The sequence below is a fragment of the Tistrella mobilis genome (assembly GCF_039634785.1).
GTDB lineage: Bacteria > Pseudomonadota > Alphaproteobacteria > Tistrellales > Tistrellaceae > Tistrella > Tistrella mobilis.
In genome coordinates, this window is sequence record NZ_JBBIAB010000004.1 from 197,076 (window position 1) to 217,639 (window position 20,564).

The following is a 20,564-nucleotide window of genomic DNA, read 5'->3' on the forward strand; positions in this document are numbered from 1 at the left end:
CGCTGCCTTGGGGGCAGCGCCCGCCCCCGCCTCAGGCGGCAACAGCCTTATACGCCGCGAAGGCCTCTTCCGCGGTGGCGTCGTCGTGGATCAGCGTCATCAGCGCCCGGGTCACCCCCGTCGGGTTGTCGTGCTGATAGACGTTGCGGCCATAAACCAGCCCCTTCGCCCCCTGCTTCAGCAGCGCTTCCGACTTCTTCAGCACCGTCAGCAGATCCTCCTTGCCGCCGCCGCGGACCAGCACCGGGCACCGGGCGGTTTCGACCACGCGATGGAAGTCTTCGGGATTGGTGGTCGGGTCGGCCTTGATCACATCGGCGCCCAGCTCGCGGGCGAAGCGGACCAGGGCGACGATCTTTTCGGCATCGCCGTCCACCATATAGCCGCCGGCCTCGGAATGGGGCGCCATCACCAGCGGCTCGATCATCAGCGGCATGCGATAGCGATCGCAGGCGGCGCGGACCTTCGCGATGTTCTCCACGCACTGGCGGAACAGGTCGTGTTCGCCCGGCAGCATCAGCAGGTTGATCACCACGCAGGCCGCATCCAGCTGCACCGCCGGCAGCACCGGATCATCGGCCTGCTGCAGGGTCGACCACATATGGGTGTGCTTGTGGCGGTTGTAGACATTCGCCGCATCGACCCGCATCACCAGGGCCGGCTTCACCGGGGTCGGCACCGATTGCAGCAGGTCGGCCTGGCCGAAATTGGTCTGGATCGCATCGGGTGCGGCCGCGATCAGCCTATCGAACACGGCCTTCGCATCCTCCAGCCCCGACAGCATGGTCGGCTCGTTGAAGATGCCGTGGTCGATCGCGACGTCGAGGCAGCGGCCGTTGCGGAACAGGCGGTTGAGGCGGAATTTGTCGGACATCGACGATGGGCCCTTTCTTCAAGCCAGGTGTTCAGAGGCAGGTTCTGTCCGGGCCCGTTTTGCGGCCCGGGTTGTGTCGTTGCGCGCGCGGAGCATGTCTTCGGTCACGTCGTGCAGCGCGGCCAGCCGGTCCAGCGTCCGGGCGCGTTCATCGGCGGCCCGGTCCGCCGTCCAGCCGCGCTCCCCGGCCAGCAGCGCCAGCAGTTCATCCAGCAGATCGGCCGACAGCTCGCCCGAGATGGCGAGCGAGGTGCGCCGGCAGATCAGGTCTTCCAGCGCCTCGACATGCTCGGCCCGGATCAGATGGCGGATTTCGGCGGTGCCATAGCCCGGATGGGTGGCCAGCGGCCGGTCGCCCGCGGCCACGAAATCATCCGCCAGCCGGCGCGCGGCAGAGCCGTAACGTTCGGCCAGCGCCCGTGCCCGATGGACACCGATGCCCGTCGCGGCCGCGAGATCGGCGATCCAGCGCTCCCGCGCCGGCCCGGCCGGCGGGAAATCGCGGCCGCCGCCGATCGCGAGCGTGTCGGTCGACACCCGCCGTCGCCCGCCCAGCCGGTCCAGCGCCTGATCGGCGGCGATCTCGCCGAAGCCGCGGAAGGTGGTCCATTTGCCGCCGATCATGCACATCACCGGGAAAGGCAGCCCCGCTTCTTCCGGCACGAAGCGGCAATGGTGGTCGCGCGGGATCTGCCCGGTGGTCGCCGCCGCGGCATTGGTCAGCGGCCGCACGCCCGAGAAGGTGTAGAGGATCTGGTCGGGCGTGATCTCGATATCCGGGAAGACGAAGCGCAGCGATTGCAGCATGTAGGCCCGCTCGTCGGTCTCGCAATGCACACCCTCGGGCGTGTCGACCTTGATGTCGGTGGACCCGATCAGGACATTGCCGAAATAGGGGAACAGGATGCAGACCCGGCCTTCCTGGTTCTCGTAATAGATCATCTGGTCGCCCAGCGCCTTCAGCAGCCGCGGGTTGCGCACGATCAGATGCGAGCCCTTGGTGCCGCCGATCATCCGCGGCAGCGCACCGGCACCGGGGGCATCCACCAGGTTGGCCACCCGCCGGTTGGTCAGGTCGATCCAGGCGCCGGTAGCATTCACCACCAGTTTCGGCCGCAGGCGGAATTCCCGACCGCCGATGCGGTCGCGCAGCAGCAGGGCGTCGCCATCGGTGCCCTCGGCGGCCAGATAGTTCACCGCCACCGCATCGGGGCAGGTCGCTTCCAGATCGCGGATCATCTCCAGCCCCAGCCGTTCGGGATGGGTGATCCAGGCATCGTAATAGGTTGCGCTGCACTTGACCTTCGGATTGAGGTCGGGCCAGTCCCGCGCGGTCCGGGCCTTGCCGGCGAAGCGATGGGTCGGCACCATCCGGCTCTTGCGGGTGAAGATGTCGTAGAAGGTGAGCCCCAGCTTCAGCACCGCAGCCCCGCGCCGGCTGGGCTTGCGGCTCAACCCCACGAAGCGCAGCGGCGCATTGCCGATCCCTGAGAGATATTCGAAGACCGGCACGGTGGTGGCGAGCGGCGCCACGAAATGCGGCGCGTTGCGCAGCAGCAGGTCCCGCTCGCGCAATGCCTCGCGCACCAGATCGAACTCGCCGTTCTCCATGTAGCGCAGGCCGCCATGGATCATGCGCGACAGGGCACCGCTGGCACCGGCGCAGTAATCCTGCGCCTCTGCCAGCACCACCCGCAGCCCCTGCAGGGCCAGTTCACGATAGACGCTGATCCCGTTGATGCCGCCGCCGATCACGACGACGTCAGGATCGGGCGCCTTGGCCAGAACATCCAGCCGGTATCCGCGTGTGCGGGTGGTCATGACGGGCAGGCCTCCGGAAAACTGCGGTGACGCGAAACAAGGGACGGGAAAGCGAGGGGGGGTGGGCCGGCGGCGCGGAGACAAAGCCTCCCCTCGCGCATCGCAAGGCTGCGATGCGGCGGGCGTCGTCGGCGGAAGGATCTGGGGGCTTGATGTGGGGGGTCGGGCTCAGCTCCCGGCGGCAGGTGCCTCCGCCTCAAGGCCGGGCAGCACGGCATCGGCCGTGGTCTCGTCGGTCACCAGCCCCTTCAGATGCCGGCCGCGCAGCACGGCGCGGATCGGGCCGATCTTGGCCGGCCCGACCGCGACGCCCATCGAGAACGGCACGCGCGAGAGTTCCGCCGGGGTGACCGCCACCAGCCGGTCGTTCATCTGATAGCGGCAGACCCGCCCGGCCCCATCCAGAAGATGGGCGAGCAGTTCGGCCTCGGCGCCCGAGCGCTCGATCTCCGTCCGGTCGTCGGCGAGTTCCGGATGAAGGTCGTAGTAAGAGCTGCCGGCCGGCGTGACCGAGCCCACACCCACCACCGCGATATCGGCATGGCGCGCCCGGTCCAGGATGTCGCGGGTGGAGCGCATATCGATCAGCATCGCCCGCTGGTCCACGGTGTCGGCGAACATCGGCGCATGGATGCGATGGGCGCGCCCGCCCAGCTTCTCGGCCATCTGCGCCGCCACATAGTTGACGTCGGTATAAAGCGGCCCTTCGACCAGGCCGGTTGCGGGCACCACCGACACGTCGTAGCGCCTGGCCGGGTTCAGCCCGGCGACCAGGGCGCTGACGCCCTTGCCGCCCGAAATGCAGATCGTGTCGCCATCCTTGAGGCGCGAGAGCAGCAGCCCGGCCGCCGCCTCGCCCACGCTCGCCAGCGCCACCTCGTCATTGGTCGACAGGTTGGGCACCACCAGCGCCTCCATCAGCCCGGCCGCCCGGGCCAGCCGCCGCTCCAGCTCCAGCGAAGGCTGGAAGGGCGCACGGACGGTGATCTCCACCATGCCCAGATCATGGCCCTGCTTGATCAGCCGGCTGACCGTCGCGATCGACTGGCCGGTCAGACGGGCGATCTCGGCCTGTTTCAGGCCCTCGACATAATGCATCACCAGCGCCCGGTAGATCCGGCGGGTCAGGTCGTATTGTCTGACATCCCCGGTGGGCGTCCGGTCGTCATGCCGCATGGTCACTCTCCGCATGGGCACCCGACGTTTGAGCGGTTCGGTCATGGGTCGGGTGGCAGGTCAGGCGCGTCTGCGGTTCAGCATATGGTCGACCGAGACCGCGACAAGCAGGATCAGACCTTTCACCATATCCTGCCAGTAGACCGAGACGTCGAGCAGGATGAGCGAATTGGTCACCAGCGACAGCAGGGCGACACCCAGCACCGCGCCCAAGACCGAACCGGACCCGCCCTTCAGGCTGGCGCCGCCGATGACCGCGGCCGCGATCACGTTCAGCTCCATGCCCACGCCGAAGGTGGGGGTGGCGGCGCCGAAGCGGGCCATGAAGATCACCCCGGCAAGCCCGGCCAGGGCCGAACTCAGCACCGTCACCCAGAAGATGACGCGCGAGGTGCGGATGCCGGAATAGTCGGCCGCCTTGGGGTTGCTGCCGGTATAGAACACCCGGCGGAAGGCAACGGCCCGGCGCATCAGCAGGTCGAAGACCACCACGATCGCCAGGAAGATCAGGATCACCACCGGCACCTGGCCGAGCGAGCCCTGACCGACGAATTTGAACTCTTTCGGCAGCGAGAACAGCGACAGCGGCGTGCCCTCGGTGATCACCAGGCAGGCGCCGCGGACGATCACCATCATCGCGAGCGAGGCGATGAAATGGTTGAGACCGATCCGCGTGACACAGGCGCCCATGATCACGCCGCACATCGCCGCCGCGGCGATGCCGCCCAGCGATGCCGTCCAGGGGTCGACGCCCAGCAGGAACAGCTTGCCCGCCACCACCATGGCAAAGCAGACCACCGCCCCCACCGACAGGTCGATGCCGCCCACGATCAGCAGGATGGTCATGCCGACCACCACGATGCCCTCGATCGAGAACGAGAGCATCAGCGCCTTCATGTTGGCGACGGTCAGGAAATAGGGCGAGGCGAAGCTCATGATCACGAACAGCGCCGCGATGATCACGATCAGCCCGGCCTCGCGCATCTTGTTGAACCGGGCAAGCAGCGACAGCCGCGGTTCGGCCGGCTGCGCCCCGGCCCTGATGTCTCCGGTCTCCCGCCCGTCAGTCTCTGCGCGGTTGGTTTCTGCCGTGCTCATGGCCGCAGGCTCCCTTCGCCGGCGGCGCCGGGGGCGCCCACGCCGGATGCAAGTCGGATGATGTGTTCCTCGGTCATCTCCGGCCCCGCCACCTCACCGGCGATCCGGCCTTCGCGGATCACCAGGATGCGATCGGCCAGGCCGATCAGCTCGGGCAGTTCCGACGAGATGACCACGACCCCCCTGCCCTCGGCCGCCAGGCCGCGGAGGATCTGATAGATCTCGGATTTGGCGCCGACATCGACGCCGCGGGTCGGCTCGTCCAGGAAGACGATGCGCGGGCCGGTCAGCAGCAGCTTGGCGATCGCCACCTTCTGCTGGTTGCCGCCCGACAGCTCCGACACCTTCTGGCCGGGCCCCGCCATGCGCAGCGACATCCGCCGGCCGAATTCGGCCGCCTGGGCCGCCTCGGCGCGGCCGTCGATCATGCCCAGCCGGCCGGCCACCCGGCCCGGATCCTGGGCCGAGACATTGGCCGCGATCGACATGTCCAGGAACACGCCCGCCCCCTTGCGGTCTTCGGAAAGATAGGCGAGGCCCTGTTTCGTGGCGCCGCGATAGTCGGGGATCCGCGCCTCGTGCCCCTCGACCACCACCCGCCCGGCCGCGCGGTGGCGCAGCCCGCAGACGGTCTGGGCGATCTCGCTTCGCCCGGCGCCCATCAGCCCGGCCAGACCCAGGATCTCACCGGCCTTCAGGTCGAAGGCGATATCGGCGATGTGGTCGTCGGCATCGGCCAGACCCTCCACCTGCAGCAGCACCGGCGCGCCCGCGGGCACGCCCGGCTTTTCCGGGTAGAGGTCGCCCAGCTCGCGGCCGACCATGCGTTCCGCCACCTCTTCGGGCGTGGTGTCGGCGATCGCCTTGGTCACCACCTTGCGGCCGTCGCGCAGCACCGTGATCCGGTCGCAGATCTCGAAGATCTCGGCCATGCGATGGCTGATATAGATGATCGCGATGCCCCGTGCCTTCAGGGTGCGGATCACGTCGAACAGCCGCCGGGTTTCGGCCTCGGTCAGGGCGGCGGTCGGCTCGTCCAGGATCAGGATCCGGCAGTCGAGCGTCAGCGCCTTGGCGATCTCGACCAGCTGCTGGGCCGAAATGCCGATCTGCCCGACCAGCGTATCCACCGGCATCGGGTGCAGCAGCCCCAGCACCGCCTCGGCCTTGCGCCGCAGCTCGCGCCGGTTCAGGAACCAGCGGCCGCGGGCATGGGGGGCCGCCATGAAGATGTTCTCGGCGATCGAGATATCGGGGCAGAGGGCGATTTCCTGATGCACGAAGCCGATGCCCCGCGCCTGGGCCTCGGCCGGCCCCGACAGATGCACCGCTTCGCCGAACAGCTCCACCCGGCCGCCATCGGGACGGTGGATGCCGTCGATGATGTTCATCAGCGTCGACTTGCCGGCACCGTTCTCGCCGGCCAGCGCATGGACCTCGCCCGCCTTCAGGTCGAAATCCACCCCGGTCAGCACCCTGACCGGGCCGAAGGATTTGGTGATGCCGCTAAGCTTCAGGACGGTCTCGCCCTGTGCGCCGGCCACCGGTTCAGGATGGGTCATGGATCAGCCGGACCGTTCTCGGGTGATGCTGAGGCAGGAAAGAGAGGGGGCAGGAAAGAGAGGAAGCAGGAGAAAGAGGACGGGAGCATGCCGGGCGGTCACCCGCCCGGCCGCAGGGGCCGCCCCCCTCAGCTCACTCGTCGATGCCCTTGGTGCCGCGGCGCTTCAGGTAGGCGTCCCAATAGAAATCCTGGGCGTTCTCGGGCGTCACGATCGAGAAGCCGTTGTCGATGACCGGCAGCGTGAACGGGTTGAAGCCGCTGCGCTTATAGTCGTTCATCGGGTCGATCAGGTCGGGATGGGCCGCCAGGAACAGCATCATGAAGCCCATATAGCCCTGCACGCCCTGGTTCGGGTTGATCGCGCCGAACATCTGGCCGGCCTTGATCATGTCGAGAACCTTGGCGTTCACGTCGACGCTCATGACCTTGATCTTGCCGCCCAGCTCGTTCGCCGCCTGGGCGGCGCCCAGCGCCGAACTCGCCTCGGGCATGAACACGGCGCCGAGCCCGGGATGGGCCTGGGCCATGGTCAGCACCGCGTTATAGGCGCGGGTCGGATCCTGGTTGGTGGCGGTGCGGGCCACCAGCTTCATCTCCGGATACTTTTCCTCCATCTGCCTGATGAAGGACGACACCCGGCGGTCGTGATTGTCCTGGCCGGGGTTTTCCAGGATCGCGTATTCGCCCTTGCCGCCCATGGCCTTGGCGATGGTGTCGGCGGCCGTGGCGCCCTCGCGGAAATTGTCCGAGGTGACATAGGCGACGCGCTTGCTGTTGGGCGAATCGGCCGCGAAGGTCACGACCGGGATGCCCATCTCTGCGGCGCGATCGATCGGCTCGATGAACGGATCGGGGTTCATCGGGTGCAGCAGCACGCCGGCCGGCTGCTTGGCCAGCACCTGTTCGAAGGTCGCCAGCTGCTTGGTGACGTCGTAATCCGGCGTGCCGGTATAGACGGTCTTGCAGCCCATCTGATGGGCGGCCTGCTTGAACATCTCATAGACCGGGAACCAGTATTCCACGCCCGACACCATGACGTTCATGGCATAGGTCTCGCCTTCCTTGCAGCGGAAGGGAGAGGTCTCTTCGGCCTTGGCCGCGGCGGTGGTCATGCCCATCCCGGCCACGGCGATCGCCCCCGCGAGCAGGGCGGCGGTGAAAGTCTTCATCTCGGCGTTTCCCCAACGTCTCGGCCCGGGATCGCTTGGCTTCGGATCCCTCGGCGCCCGTTCTGGCCCATACCCTCCGCCCGGCCCTCCCGGCCTGCGTCGGTGCTTCACTGCGGCCGCATTCCGCGGCCCGATGATGGCTGTGAAAGTTTTTTCATAGATCAGAATTTCTTTCACGCCCCGACGTTACGGCGCCGTGACAGGCCGAGTCAAGGGGACCGGAACACGCAAAAAAGCCGGTGCCGCTCGCCTCTCGCGCGCAGGCACCGGCCATCGCAACCGGTCGGATCAGGGAATAAAAGAGGGAGGATTCGGATTTATGTCAGGCAGGCTCTTCCGGACGGGCGGCCAGCCGTCCCAGGAACATGTCCCGCAGGGAATTCCCCATCAACCGTCTGAAATCAAGCCGATATGGCGCCATCTCGGGCCGCTCGTACAGCCCGGCCAGATTGGGCGGCGGCATCGCGACATGATGGCAACCGATCATGCACACGAACAGGCCGGGAACAACCTCCGCCGCCTCCCGCGCCGGCAGGCCGAGCACCCGGCCGAGATCGCGGGCGATGCCGTTCAACCGTTCGATCATGCCGATCTTGACCGCATAAAGCGCATCCGCATCCAGCCGCGGTTCCAGCGAGCCGTGCAGCGCGGCGTTCAGCCGGGCCATCAACGGCACATCCGTACAGGCCCCCACCACGGCGGCGGCCGCAGCCCGGGCCGCATCGGCGGCATAGCCCGCCCGCGCCGGATCGGCCGCCGGCTTGGCGGCAAGCCGCGCCTCCAGCCGGTCGAGCCAGGCCAGGGTGGTGCGCTCATAAAGCGCCAGGAACAGCGCTTCCTTGGACGGCGCATAAAGATAGACCGTGCCCTTGGCGACACCGGCCGCGCGGGCGACCTCTTCGATACCCACCGCCTCGATCGTCGGCGCCGCCTCGTAAAGCCGCCGGGCGGCATCGAGGATCGCCTCGCGCCGGGCCGCCTTGGCTTCGGTACTGCGTGCGCGCCGTCCGGGGGCAATGGTCAAGGGGGCTCCATCCTGGCCAGTGGCGGGACGTCCGCACGGATCGTCCCATCTGGGTGTCAGAATGGCCGGGAAGTCGCAGCGGGGCAAGGCCGGGACGGCATGTCGACCTGCGCGCACACGCGAAGCGGAGGGCCGCCGCCACGGCGCCCCTCCGGCTGTCACGAGGTTCAGAGGTCCTGCGCCGTCGGGCGGATGACGATCTCGTTCACGTCGACGGTTGCGGGCTGGGCCATGGCATAGGCCACGGCATCGGCAATCGCCTCGGGGCCGATGGCGATCTCCTGATAGCGGCGGACCATGGCCGCCACCTCGGGCACGGTGATCGTGTCGGCAAGCTCGGTCGCCACCGTGCCGGGCGAAATCACCGTGGTGCGGATCTTCGGCCCCGCCTCCATCCGCAGCCCTTCCGACAGGGCCCGGACGGCGAATTTGGTGGCGCAATAGACCGCGGCGCCGGGGAAGACCTTGTGGGCGGCGACCGAGGCCACATTGATCACATGGCCGCGGCCCTGGGCCTGCATCTTCGGCAGCACGGCGGCGATGCCGTAGAGCACGCCCTTCAGATTGACGTCGACCATCCGCTCCCACTCGTCGACCTTGCCGGCGGCGAGCGGCGAGAGCGGCATCAGGCCGGCATTGTTGACCAGGACGTCGATTGCGCCGAAGCGGGCCTCGGTCTCGTCGGCCAGGCGCTGGACAGCGGCCCGGTCGGCGATGTCGACGGTGGCGATCGCGGCCGTGCCGCCGGCGGCGGTGATCTGGGCGGCAAGCGCCTCAAGGCGGTCGGTGCGGCGGGCGGCGAGCATCACGGCCGCGCCGTCGGCGGCAAGGCGGCGGCCGATGGCGGCGCCGATGCCGCTGCTGGCGCCGGTGACGAGAACGGTGCGGCCCGCGAAGGGCCGGCTGCTGGAGAGGGGCGTGGACATCGGCGGATCTTCCTGACAGTCGTGAACCGTGTCCGATATTAAATGACCATCGGTCATTTATTCTGCGACACCGGTCACATACCGGGACACGACCCGTCTCGCGTCTCGACCGCGCGTCCCGGAACGGGCATCATCCGGCAACACCAGACCTGAAAAAACAGGCCCGAAAAATCAGGACGAAGGGAGACCGCCCCGGATGCCCACGACCCCCAGCCCCGCCGCCACCCGCCACCCGATGGGGCCCCGGTTCCGCATCGCCTCGATCGCCGATGTCGAGCGGATCGAGACCGAGATGCCGCTCGACCAGCGCCTCGGTTTCACCAGCACCTATGACGTGCTGCGCTGGGCGGCCATGGCCTATGGCGATGCCCCGGCGATCACCCATCTGTCGGCCGGCACCGCCGAGGAGACCCCGCGCGAGCTTGGCTATACCGCCTTTTTCGAGAGCGTGACCCGGGCGGCCAACGCCTTCGCGGCCCTCGGCCTTGGCCGCAGCGAGGCCGTCGCCATGCTGATGCCCAACCTGCCCGAGACCCATATCGCGCTCTGGGGCGCGGAGGCGGCCGGCATCGCGGCGCCGATCAATCCGCTGCTCGGCATCGACCAGATCGTCGAAATCGCCGAGGCGGCGGATGCGAAGCTGATCCTGGCCCCCGGCCCCATCCCCGGGCTCGACCTCTGGGAAAAGGCGCTGGCCGCGGCCGAGCGCCTGCCGGGCATCACCGCGGTCATCAAGGTCGGCGGCGGGCCGGTGGACATGGCCGCGCATCCGAAGGTGAAGGACTGGGGGGCCCTGCTCACCGCCGCCCCCGCCGACCGGCCGGTCGGCTGGTCGGAACCCGGCCCGGACGATGTCTGCGCCTATTTCCACACCGGCGGCACCACCGGAACGCCCAAGCTCGCCCGCCATCTGCACCGCAACGAGCTGTATATGGGCTGGATCCTGTCGCGGGTGATCGGCATGTCGCCGGCCGACTGCACGCTGTCGGGCCTGCCGCTGTTCCATGTCAACGCCGTCCATGTCACCGGTCTGGCGCCGTTCATGGCCGGTGCCCGGGTGCTGCTCGCCACCCCGGCCGGCTATCGCAACCCCGATCTGATCCGCAATTTCTGGAAGATCGTCGAGCGCTACCGGGTCACGACCTTCTCCTCGGTCCCGACGGTGTTGACTGCGCTGATGCAGGTGCCGGTGGCGGGTGCCGATCTCTCCAGCCTGCGTTTCGCCGTGGTCGGCGCCGCCCCCCTGCCGCTGGAGGTGATCCGCGGCTTTGAAGGCCTGACCGGCATCAAGCTTCTGGAAGGCTACGGCCTGACCGAGGGCACCTGCGCCTCGGCCGTGAACCCGCCCTATGGCGAGGCGCTGGCGGGATCGGTCGGCATCCGCTTTCCGTACCAGCCGATGAAGACCGTGATCCTGGATGCCGACGGCAAGGTGGCACGCGATGCCGCGGTCGACGAAATCGGCGTGCTGTGCCTCAAGGGCCCCAATGCCATCTCGGGCTACAAACAGAGCCGGTTCGATGCCGGGCTGTTCGTCGGCGACGGCTGGATTTCGACCGGCGATCTGGCCCGTATCGACGCCGGGGGGCGGATCTTCCTGGTCGGCCGCGCCAAGGATCTGATCATCCGCGGCGGCCATAATATCGATCCGCAATCGATCGAAGAGGTGCTGCACGCCCATCCCGCCGTGGCCCTGGCGGGCGCCGTCGGCCGGCCCGATGCCTATGCGGGCGAGATCCCGGTCGCCTTCGTGACGCTGAAGCCCGGCGCCGCCGCCAGTTCCGACGAGCTGGTCGCCTGGGCGCGCGACCGGGTACCCGAACGGCCCGCCGCCCCGCATGAGGTGATCATCCTGGCCGAGATGCCGGTGACCGCGATCGGCAAGATCTTCAAACCGACGCTGCGCCAGCTTGCCACCGACCGGGTCTATGCGGCCGAACTGGCAGCGCTGGAGGGCCTGGCCGCGACCGTGGCGACGGGCCCCGACGACAGGCTCGGCACCTGTGCGGTGGTGACGCTGACCCGAGGCGACGGCATGCCGGTTCCGGACGACGACCGGGCGGCGCTGGTCGATCGGGTGGAGCAGATCCTGGGCCGCTTCCCGGTGCCGCACCGGGTCGTCTTCGGCTGAGATACATCGACATCGATGGATATTGAAATGCATCGACGTCGATGCATATACTTCGACGTCGATGCAGTTCGGAGACAGGAGCGCATGTCCAGAACGCCCCGCCTGATCCACCTTCTGGCCGCCGCCAACCGGCGGGTGATGGCGATCGCCGAGGCCGGGCTCGAGGATCTGGGCATCACCACGTCGCAATCGGCGGCGCTGTTCGTGCTGGGGGAGCGCGGGCCGTCGTCGGTAACGGCGCTGGGGGCGGCGCTGGATCTTGGCCAGTCCGCCACCTCCACCCTCGTCCAGAAGCTGGAAACGGCCGGGCTGGTCGCCCGCACCGACGATCCGGCCGACCGGCGGGCGGTCACCCTCCGGCTCACCGAGCGTGGCGAGGCGATCCGCCGGGTCGCCGCGCGCCGCGCCAACGACCTCACCCGCCGCATGGCCCACGGGCTTTCGCCCGAGGAGCGCGCGGTGATCGCGCATTGGCTGAAGACGGTCGGCACGAACACCGATGCCGGTCTCCCGCCCGAGGATCAGGAAAGCACCCCCATCATGACGTCACCGATCGTGACCGACGATATCCGCACGACCACCGCCGACGGGATCATGGAGATCGTCTTCGCCCGCCCGGCGAAGAAGAACGCGATCACCAACGAGATGTACGGCGCCGTCGCCGACGCGCTGGAAGCGGCCGAGGCCGATGATGCGATCCGCGTGGTGCTGATCCGCGGCGAGGGCGGCGATTTCACCGCCGGCAACGACCTCGGCGATTTCGCGAAGATCGCCGCCGGCCAGGGCCCGGCGGTGCGCCATGTCCAGCGGGTGCTGAAACAGCTCGCCCGGATGCAGAAGCCGGTGGTGGCGGCCGTGCTGGGCCAGGCGGTCGGCATCGGTACCACCATGCTGCTGCATTGCGACCTGGTCTATGTCGCCCGGGATGCCAAACTCTCCACCCCCTTCGTCGGCCTGGCCCTGGTGCCGGAAGCGGCATCGAGCCTGCTGCTGCCGGCCGCGATCGGCCATCGCCGCGCCTTCGCGATGTTTGCCCTGGGCGAGGTGCTGAGCGGTTTCGACGCGGCCGAGATCGGCCTGGTCAATGCGGCCCTGCCCGCCGACGATGTGCTCGGCGCCGCACGTGCTGCCGCCGGCCGGCTTGCGCAGCAGCCGATCGGCGCGATCAAGGCGACCAAGGGGCTGATGCGCGACGCGGCCGCCATCGCCACGGTGATGGACAGGGAAAGCCGGCTGTTCTTCGAGCGTCTGCAAAGCCCCGAGGCACGCGAGGCCTTCACCGCCTTTGCCGAGCGGCGGAAGCCGGACTTCACCAAACTCGGCTGATCACGATGCGTTCACGTCTCCTGACAAGATGCTGTCAGGAGACGTGCGCTATGGATGGGGCGCAGATGGGACAACCCAGACAAGGCCTCAGCCCCATGGACCAGATCAGTCAGCCTTCCCCGGTTCTCGAAATCGTCCGCTTCCGCCTCAGACCCGGCATAGATCCACAGGCCTTCACCGCCGATGCCGCCCGCATGGACGGCTGGCTGGCCACCCGCCCCGGCTTCGTGCGCCGGCGCCTGGGTCTCGCCGATATGGGGGTCTGGATCGACTGCATCGAATGGCAGGATCTGGCCACAGCCCGCGCCGCGGCCGATGCGCTGATGCAGGAACCCACCGCCCGCCCCTTCCTTACTGCCATCGACGGGGGTAGCGTGGTGATGACCCATCTCGACATCGCCCACGCGAGCTGACGCCGATGCGCCGCGCCGACCGCCTCTTCGCCATTCTTCAGTCGCTTCGGGGCGGTCGGCTGCGCACGGCACAACAGCTGGCCGACGAGCTTGAAGTCTCGGTCCGCACGGTCTATCGCGATCTGGCCGATCTTCAGGCCCAGGGCGTGCCGGTGGATGGCGAGCGCGGCATGGGCTATCTGCTCCGCGACGGTTTCTTCCTGCCGCCGCTGGCATTGTCGGCCATAGAGCTTGAAGCCCTGACCTGGGGCGTGGCCATGGTCCGCGCCCATGCCGATGAAAGCCTGGCCCGGGCGGCGGAAGAGCTGGAGATCAAGCTCCGCGCCGCCACCCCCACCCGCGGCATAACCATCCCCACCACGGCCGCCGCCTATGGCTTCCGGCTGACCGCCGCCGACCGCCAGCGGCTCAAGGCCGCGCGCGAGGCGATTGCGACCCGCGAGAAGCTGATGCTCGATTATGCCGATGCGGCCGGCGCCGCATCCGAACGGGTGGTCCGGCCGCTGGAATTGCAGCATTGGGGCGCGGTCTGGACGCTGACCGGCTGGTGCGAGCTGCGCGGCGATTTCCGGGCCTTCCGCATCGACCGGATCCGCCAGCTTACCCGCACCGGCACCCATTTCCGCCCCGAGCCCGGCAAGCGGATCGAGGATTACATGGCCCTGGTCAGGTGCGAAGCGCGGCCACCAGCGTCCTGACATTGTAGTCCATCATCTCCAGATAGGTCGCAGCCGGCCCGCCCGCGGGCGAGAGCGCATCGGAATAGAGCGTGCCGCCGATCTTCGCATCGGTTTCCGAGGCGATCCGATCCAGCAGCCGCGGATCCGAAATGTTCTCCATGAACACGGCCGGGATCTTCTCCGCCCGGATCTGATCGATCAGCTTTGCGACATCGCCCGCCGAGGCCTCGGCCTCGGTGCTCACCCCCACCGGCGCCAGAAACCCGACGCCATAGGCGGCCGCGAAATAGCCGAAGGCATCGTGGGACGTCACGACCTTGCGGCGGTCGGCCGGCACGCTCGCGATCTCAGCCCGGATCCGGGCGTCGAGCGCGTCGATCTTTTTCAGATAGGCCGCCGCATTGGCCTCGAACACCGACCGGTCGTCGCTGTCGGCCGCGATCAGCGCTTCCAGCACATTGTGGACATAGATCCTGGCATTGGTCAGGCTCTGCCAGGCATGGGGATCGGTGCCGCCATGGTGGTGGTCATGATCGTGATCACCACCCTCGGCATGATCATGATCCTCTTCGCCCGCCTCCGCTTCGGCCATCTGGCGGGGCACGATGCCGGTGGTCGCGACGGCAACCGGGCCGTCATAGCCCGCGGCCTGGACCAGGCGGTCCATCCAGCCCTCGAAACCCAGGCCGTTCATCACCACCAGATCGGCATCGGCAACGGTGCGGGCATCGGCCGGCGCCGGCTGCCAGACATGGGCATCGCCATCGGGGCCGACCAGGGTGGTGACGCGCACCCGGTCGCCGCCCACCTGCTGCACCATGTCGCCCAGAATGCTGAAGCTGGCGACGACCCTGATCGGCTCGTCGGCCGCAAGGGCGGGAACCGGCAGCCGGAGGGCAAGCGCAACCAGCGTGCCCGCGGCCAGCAGGTGGCGGCGGTTGATCATGAGACGGTCCTTTCTGTCCGGGAGGAAGCGTCCGGGCGGACGCGGCGGCCTGCGCCGGCCGGGGTGGCGAGCAGCGCCGCCAGATAGCAGGCGCCGGCCGCCAGAATGATCGCCGGGCCCGAGGGCAGGCCCAGATGGTAGGAAAGCAGCAGGCCGACCACCCCTGAGAGGAAGGCGATCGCCACCGCCGCCAGGATCCGCGGCAACAGGGCGTGGGGGGCAATGAAGCGCGCGGCGGCGGCCGGCAGGATCATGATCCCCACCGACATCAGCGTGCCCAGGGCATGGAAGCCGCCGACCAGGTTCAGCACCGACAGCACCAGCAGCCCGTAATGGGCCATGGGGCTGGAGCGGCCCACCGCGCGCAGGAAGCCCGGATCGACGCATTCCAGCACCAGCGGCCGCCAGATCACCGCCAGGGTCAGCATCGATACCGAGGCGATCCCTGAGAGCAGGAACAGTGCCGCATCGTCCAGCGCCAGCACCGAGCCGAACAGCACATGCAGCAGATCGACATTGCTGCCGCGCAGCGACACGATCAGCACGCCCGCCGCCAGCGACAGCAGATAGAAGGCGGCCAGGCTTTCATCCTCGCGCCCGCCGGTGCGGCGGGCGACGAGGCCAGAGAGCACCGCCACCACCAGCCCGGCGATCAGGCCGCCCAGGGTCATCCAGGCGAGCGACAGCCCGGCGGCCAGATAGCCGATCGCGGCACCGGGCAGGATGGCATGGGACATGGCATCGCCGGTCAGGCTCATCCGCCGCTGGGTCAGGAACACGCCGATCGGCGTCGCCCCCAGCGCCAGCGCCAGACAGCCCGCCAGCGCACGGCGCATGAAGGCATAGTCGGCGAAGGGGCCGATCAGCAGGTCGTGGATCATCCAGGGCCCCTCCGTCAGCTCTGCTGCATCCGGGCAAGCCGCGCCAGGGACAGGTTCCCGGGTGTCAGCACGCGATGGATGGGGCCGGCGGCGACGAGCCGGCCTGCGATCAGCAGACAGTCGGGGAAATGGCTGCGGATCGCGTCCAGATCGTGAAGCACCGCCAGCACGGTGCGGCCCTCGTCGTGCCAGCCATGGATCACCCGGATCAGCTCGGCCGCCGTCGCCTCGTCGATCGCGGCAAAGGGTTCGTCGAGCAGGATCAGCCGGGCATCCTGCAGCAGCAGCCGGGCGAAGAGCAGGCGCTGCATCTGCCCGCCCGACAGGGCTGCGATCGGCCGGTCGGCCAGATCGGCGATCCCCACGGTCTCAAGCGCCTGCAGCACCGCAGCACCCTGCCGCCGGCCGATCGCCCGGAACGGCCCGAGCCGCTGCCAGAGCCCCATCGCCGCCATCTCGGCAACCCGGATCGGAAAGCTGCGGTCGATTTCGGTCTGCTGGGGCAGGTAGCCGAGGGCTCGCCGGCCCAGGCCACCCAGATCGATCTGCCCCGCCTCGGGGACGATCTGCCCGGTCAGCGCCTTGAGCAGGGTGGATTTGCCGGCCCCGTTGGGCCCCGCGACGGCGGTCAGGCTGCCGGGGGCGAGCGTCAGGCTCACCCCCTCCACGACCGGTCGGCCGGATCCGTAGCCGAGGGTGAGACCGGTGCAGACGACCCGCGGCCCCGGGGCCGAAATCGGGGTCAGCCGCCCCCGGGCGGCAGGAGAGATCATCACCGGATCGCCCCCGTCACCGCCAGCCAGAGCAGGGCAACCGGCACCGCCGCCACCATCAGCCGGCGCAGCACGCCCGCCCCCAGCGCGCTTCGTGTCAGCACCCTCCCCGGCGGCGGATGGGGAAGGGGCGGCGTGGCGACGGGGCGATGCATGTCCATGGGCTCAAGGTCCGGAAGGAGACGGAACCCTTCCTGCTTACGCCTGCCGCCACGTCAATGCAACAGTATAACATAACTCTTACATGGACGATCCCGACCGCCGGAGCGGTCGGGTCAGAAGCCCGGTCAGAGCTGAAGAATGCCGCGGCTGTACTGGTCGGGCCAGGGCAGTTCCGCCCCCAGCGCCTTGGCGGCGCGGAGCGGCCAATGCGGATCGCCCAGGGTCACGCGGGCCAGCGCCACCAGATCGGCACGGCCATTGGCGATGATCTCCTCGGCATGTTCGGGCTGGGTGATCAGCCCGACGGCGGCGGTGGCGATGCCCGCCTCGCGCCGGATCGCCTCGGCGAAGGGCACCTGATAACCGGGATAGGCGCGCAGCTTCTGGCGCGGATCGCCGCCGCCCGAGGAACAGTCGATGAGGTCGACATCGCCGCGCGCCTTCACCCGCTTCGCGATCTCGACCGAGGCCGCGATATCGAGCCCGCCCTCGACCCAGTCGGAACAGGAAAGCCTAAGGAACAGCGGCAGCTCCGCTGGCCATTCGGATCGCACGGCATCCAGCACCAGCATCAGCGCCGCCATCCGCCGGTCGGCATCGCCGCCGAAGGCATCGTCGCGGGTGTTGGACAAGGGGCTCAGGAAGGAATGCAGCAGATAGCCATGGGCGCCATGGACCTCGATGATCCGGAATCCGGCCCGGCGGGCGCGCGCGGCAGAGGCCGCGAAGGCATCGGCGATGCGGCGGATGCCGTCTTCGGTCAACGCCGTCGGCACCGCATGGGCGGGCGAGAAGGCGGCATCGGTCGGGCCCACCGGCTGCCAGCCGCCCTGATCGGGGGTAAGCAGCCCGCCGCCCCGCCAGGGCGCATCGGTCGACGCCTTGCGCCCGGCATGGGCCAGCTGGATCGCCGGCACCGCGCCCTGCCCGGCCACGAAATCGACCACGCGGGCGAAGGCGGCTTCCTGCGCATCCGACCACAGTCCCGGGCACCAGGGCGTGATCCGCCCTTCGGGCAGCACACCGGTCGCCTCGGCGAAGACGATGCCCGCCCCGCCCTTGGCGAAGCCGCCCAGATGCGCCAGATGCCAGTCGCCCACCAGCCCGTCCGGCACGCTGTACTGGCACATCGGCGCAATCATGATCCGGTTGCGCGCGGTGACGCTGCGGAAGCTGATCGGCTTGAACAGCTGCGGATCCCGCCCCGGCGCCGGAATGGCACTCGGCACAGGCGTGGATGCAGGCGCAGAAGCGGGGGTGGCGGCGGCAGGCTTGTCGGACATCGGTCTCTCCGCGAGGCATCGAACGGGATCGCGGAGAGGATGGAACGACCGGGCGGCGGTGCCAAGCCCGGTGTCGACATCACGACGTATTCAAACCCCGTTCGAGCGGCCCCGCCGGATCTGCCGGGCCGCCAGCCCCATCGGCGGCAGCAGCGAGGCCGCCAGCGACAGCACCCAGGCGGTCATCGGCGGGGTGGAGGTGACGGCAAGGGCCATGACGGTGGTGAAGACGGCAAGGCTGCTCATGCCGCCCAGCGCCGCAAGCATGGTCTGGCGGGCGGTTTCGCCGCCATAGCGCTGGTGGACGGTCAGCGAGATGGTGATCATGCCGATCGGGAAGCCCATCAGCAGCCCGGCCCAGACCGGCCCCGCCAGGGCCGCCACCACCGAGACGCTGGCGACCAGCGTGCCGGCCAGGATGCCGCGCAGGACAAGATCGGCGACGCGCCGCGCGCCCCGCGGGGCCGGGCCGTCGCCGGCGGCATTGCGGCAGAAGCGCAGCGCCAGGATGGCGACCACGACATAGAGCGGCAGCGCCACCACCAGTTCCACCGGCAGGGCCGCAGTCACCGCGGCCACCACGCACCAGGCGAGGATGGCCGCGCCGACCGAGGCGAAGGGCCCTGCCCGTTTCGCCACCACGATGAAGCAGGCGACGAAGATCAGGGTCGCCACCAGCGCCATCAGCGTCGCCACCGCCGCATCATGCAGGAAATCCGGCGGGTGGTGGCCGATCAGGAAGAAGAAGCCGGGCCCCATGACGATGGGCAGCCCGGCGGCGATACCGCCGAGGGCGGGGCCCGCATGCTGAACCAGCAGCGAGACGCCCATGACGACGATCGCGGTCGCAACCACGCGGGCTGCGATCGGCAACAGCTGGACGGAGAGGTCGGCGAGCAGCGTTTCCATGGCGCGGGGGGAGCCAGGGGCGCTCAGGCGGTGCGGGTGCGGACGACCAGCGCCTCCACACCGGCCGCCACGTCGAGCAGGTCGTGATCGGCGCCGTTGCGGCCCAGCAGCATCAGCCCGGCCGGCAGCGCGCCCGGCTCTGCGATCGGCAGGGTGACGCCGCAGAGGTCGAGCACATTGCCGAAGGTCGGGTTGCGCAGCACCAGCAGGTTCAGCCGGGTGTAATCGGCATCATCGGCCAGATCCGCGATCCGCGGCGGCACGATCGGCACCGTCGGCATCAGCAGCGCGTCGAAGGGGCGGAGCGCCAGATCGGCGGCGGCCACCATCCGGCGGCGGCGCTTGATCAGGTCGATGTAATCGGCCGCCCCCATCGCCTCGCCCCGGCGGATGCGCGACAGCACCCGCGGATCATAGCGCTCGGCGCCGGTCTGGATGATCGCGCGGTGCCAGGCCCAGCTTTCGGCGGCCGAGAAGCCGCCGGCCGCGTTCAGCTGCGGCACCTCGGCAATCTCGGGCAGTTCCAGATCGATCAGCCGGACGCCGGCATCGCGCAGCCGCTTCAGGGCCGCGTCATAGGCATTGGCGACCTGGTCGTCGACACCGTCCATCGGCAGGCCGCGGGCAACGGCGAAGGTCAGCGTCTCGGGCGCCCGGGGGCGCAGGATACGCGGCGCCTCGCCCGCCAGCACGGCATCGACCAGCGCGCAGCAGGCGACGGTGGGGGCCAGCGGGCCGATCGAATCCTGGGTGGACGACAGCGGCAGCGCGCCGTCCAGCGGCACCCGCGCCTGCGAGGGCTTGAAGCCGACGATGCCGGCGAAATTGGCCGGGATGCGGATCGAGCCGCCGGTATCGGTGCCGATGGCCGCCGCCGCCATGCCCTTCACCACCGAAATGCCGGCACCGGCCGACGAGCCACCGGGGATGCGCGCGGCATCGAAGACATTGCCGGGCGTGCCGTAATGCGGGTTGAGCCCGACGCCCGAGAAGGCGAATTCGGTCATGTTGGTCTTGCCGGTGATCACCGCACCGGCCGCACGCAGCCGGGCCACGATCGGGGCATCTTCCATGGCCGGGGCGGCATCCGTCATCACCACCGAGCCCGCCATGGTGGTCTCGCCCGCCACATCGAACAGATCCTTGATCGAGATCGGCAGGCCGGCCAGCGGCCCCTGGGACAGCCCGGCCGCGCGGCGGTGGTCGGCGGCCAGGGCCTCGGCGCGCGCAGAGGCGTCATAGACGCGGGTGAAGATCTGCGCGCCCGGCGCGAACCCCTCGTCATGAATGCGGGCGAGCGCAGTGTCGGCCAGCTTCAGGGCCGAGACGCTGCCGTCGTTGAACCCGGCCGCGATCCGGGACAGAGGGGTCGGATAGGTCATCTCGCGCGCTTCCTCGTCGGACTGTT

The 20,564-nt window shown here is 69.1% G+C and carries 19 protein-coding genes and 1 pseudogene; 5 read left to right on the plus strand and 15 right to left on the minus strand.

What is annotated here, in order from left to right; genetic code table 11:
• Positions 1-31 precede the first annotated feature (31 nt).
• The 8 genes from WI697_RS07340 to WI697_RS07375 form a co-directional block, all read right to left on the minus strand.
• Positions 32-874 (minus strand): class I fructose-bisphosphate aldolase, encoded by an 843-nt coding sequence (locus tag WI697_RS07340; RefSeq protein ID WP_062765497.1) that lies wholly within the window; start codon positions 872-874, stop codon positions 32-34.
• Between the two features lie 18 nt (positions 875-892).
• Complete coding sequence (locus WI697_RS07345; protein ID WP_345957995.1) at positions 893-2,695, minus strand: glycerol-3-phosphate dehydrogenase/oxidase; 1,803 nt, start codon at positions 2,693-2,695, stop codon at positions 893-895.
• Between the two features lie 168 nt (positions 2,696-2,863).
• Positions 2,864-3,871, minus strand: coding sequence for a sugar-binding transcriptional regulator (locus tag WI697_RS07350; RefSeq protein WP_345957996.1), 1,008 nt, complete (start codon positions 3,869-3,871; stop codon positions 2,864-2,866).
• Positions 3,872-3,931: 60 nt separating this feature from the next.
• On the minus strand, positions 3,932-4,855 hold the full coding sequence (locus tag WI697_RS07355) for an ABC transporter permease (RefSeq protein ID WP_322111416.1): 924 nt from the start codon (positions 4,853-4,855) through the stop codon (positions 3,932-3,934).
• Positions 4,856-4,965: 110 nt separating this feature from the next.
• Positions 4,966-6,531: a sugar ABC transporter ATP-binding protein gene (locus WI697_RS07360; protein ID WP_345957997.1), complete on the minus strand. Its 1,566-nt coding sequence runs from the start codon at positions 6,529-6,531 to the stop codon at positions 4,966-4,968.
• A 133-nt stretch (positions 6,532-6,664) separates the two neighbouring features.
• Entirely contained in the window at positions 6,665-7,702 is a 1,038-nt protein-coding gene (locus tag WI697_RS07365) for a substrate-binding domain-containing protein (RefSeq protein ID WP_298645427.1), read from the minus strand.
• Positions 7,703-8,024: 322 nt separating this feature from the next.
• Positions 8,025-8,726, minus strand: a complete 702-nt coding sequence (locus WI697_RS07370) for a TetR family transcriptional regulator (protein WP_345957998.1) — start codon at positions 8,724-8,726, stop codon at positions 8,025-8,027.
• Positions 8,727-8,893: 167 nt separating this feature from the next.
• Positions 8,894-9,652 (minus strand): SDR family oxidoreductase, encoded by a 759-nt coding sequence (locus WI697_RS07375; RefSeq protein WP_345957999.1) that lies wholly within the window; start codon positions 9,650-9,652, stop codon positions 8,894-8,896.
• A gap of 235 nt (positions 9,653-9,887) precedes the next feature.
• Here WI697_RS07375 and WI697_RS07380 point away from each other — a divergent pair, with 235 nt between their 5' ends.
• From WI697_RS07380 to WI697_RS07400, 5 genes and pseudogenes are all read left to right on the plus strand, one after another.
• Positions 9,888-11,783: an acyl-CoA synthetase gene (locus WI697_RS07380; protein ID WP_385998659.1), complete on the plus strand. Its 1,896-nt coding sequence runs from the start codon at positions 9,888-9,890 to the stop codon at positions 11,781-11,783.
• A 138-nt stretch (positions 11,784-11,921) separates the two neighbouring features.
• Positions 11,922-12,146, plus strand: a pseudogene (locus WI697_RS07385) (MarR family winged helix-turn-helix transcriptional regulator); the annotation flags it as partial.
• Between the two features lie 192 nt (positions 12,147-12,338).
• On the plus strand, positions 12,339-13,109 hold the full coding sequence (locus WI697_RS07390; RefSeq protein WP_385998661.1) for an enoyl-CoA hydratase-related protein: 771 nt from the start codon (positions 12,339-12,341) through the stop codon (positions 13,107-13,109).
• 95 nt (positions 13,110-13,204) lie between these two features.
• Complete coding sequence (locus WI697_RS07395; RefSeq protein ID WP_062765474.1) at positions 13,205-13,522, plus strand: hypothetical protein; 318 nt, start codon at positions 13,205-13,207, stop codon at positions 13,520-13,522.
• A 5-nt stretch (positions 13,523-13,527) separates the two neighbouring features.
• The gene (locus WI697_RS07400; protein ID WP_062765473.1) at positions 13,528-14,220 is read left to right on the plus strand and encodes a helix-turn-helix transcriptional regulator; all 693 of its coding nucleotides are present in this window, start codon (positions 13,528-13,530) and stop codon (positions 14,218-14,220) included.
• Here the strand turns inward: WI697_RS07400 and WI697_RS07405 are convergent.
• From WI697_RS07405 to WI697_RS07435, 7 genes are all read right to left on the minus strand, one after another.
• On the minus strand, positions 14,189-15,148 hold the full coding sequence (locus WI697_RS07405; RefSeq protein ID WP_345958001.1) for a metal ABC transporter substrate-binding protein: 960 nt from the start codon (positions 15,146-15,148) through the stop codon (positions 14,189-14,191). The genes WI697_RS07400 and WI697_RS07405 overlap by 32 nt on opposite strands.
• Complete coding sequence (locus WI697_RS07410) at positions 15,145-16,029, minus strand: metal ABC transporter permease (protein ID WP_296719465.1); 885 nt, start codon at positions 16,027-16,029, stop codon at positions 15,145-15,147. The genes WI697_RS07405 and WI697_RS07410 overlap by 4 nt, the downstream gene beginning before the upstream one ends.
• A 14-nt stretch (positions 16,030-16,043) precedes the next feature.
• Complete coding sequence (locus tag WI697_RS07415; RefSeq protein ID WP_345958002.1) at positions 16,044-16,802, minus strand: metal ABC transporter ATP-binding protein; 759 nt, start codon at positions 16,800-16,802, stop codon at positions 16,044-16,046.
• Positions 16,802-16,963: a hypothetical protein gene (locus tag WI697_RS07420; protein WP_345958003.1), complete on the minus strand. Its 162-nt coding sequence runs from the start codon at positions 16,961-16,963 to the stop codon at positions 16,802-16,804. Before WI697_RS07420 ends, WI697_RS07415 begins: the two co-directional genes overlap by 1 nt.
• Positions 16,964-17,089: 126 nt before the next feature.
• Positions 17,090-18,247: an NADH:flavin oxidoreductase/NADH oxidase gene (locus WI697_RS07425; protein ID WP_345958004.1), complete on the minus strand. Its 1,158-nt coding sequence runs from the start codon at positions 18,245-18,247 to the stop codon at positions 17,090-17,092.
• Between the two features lie 90 nt (positions 18,248-18,337).
• Entirely contained in the window at positions 18,338-19,156 is an 819-nt protein-coding gene (locus tag WI697_RS07430) for a hypothetical protein (RefSeq protein WP_345958005.1), read from the minus strand.
• A 23-nt stretch (positions 19,157-19,179) separates the two neighbouring features.
• Positions 19,180-20,538: an amidase gene (locus WI697_RS07435; protein WP_345958006.1), complete on the minus strand. Its 1,359-nt coding sequence runs from the start codon at positions 20,536-20,538 to the stop codon at positions 19,180-19,182.
• Positions 20,539-20,564 lie beyond the last annotated feature (26 nt).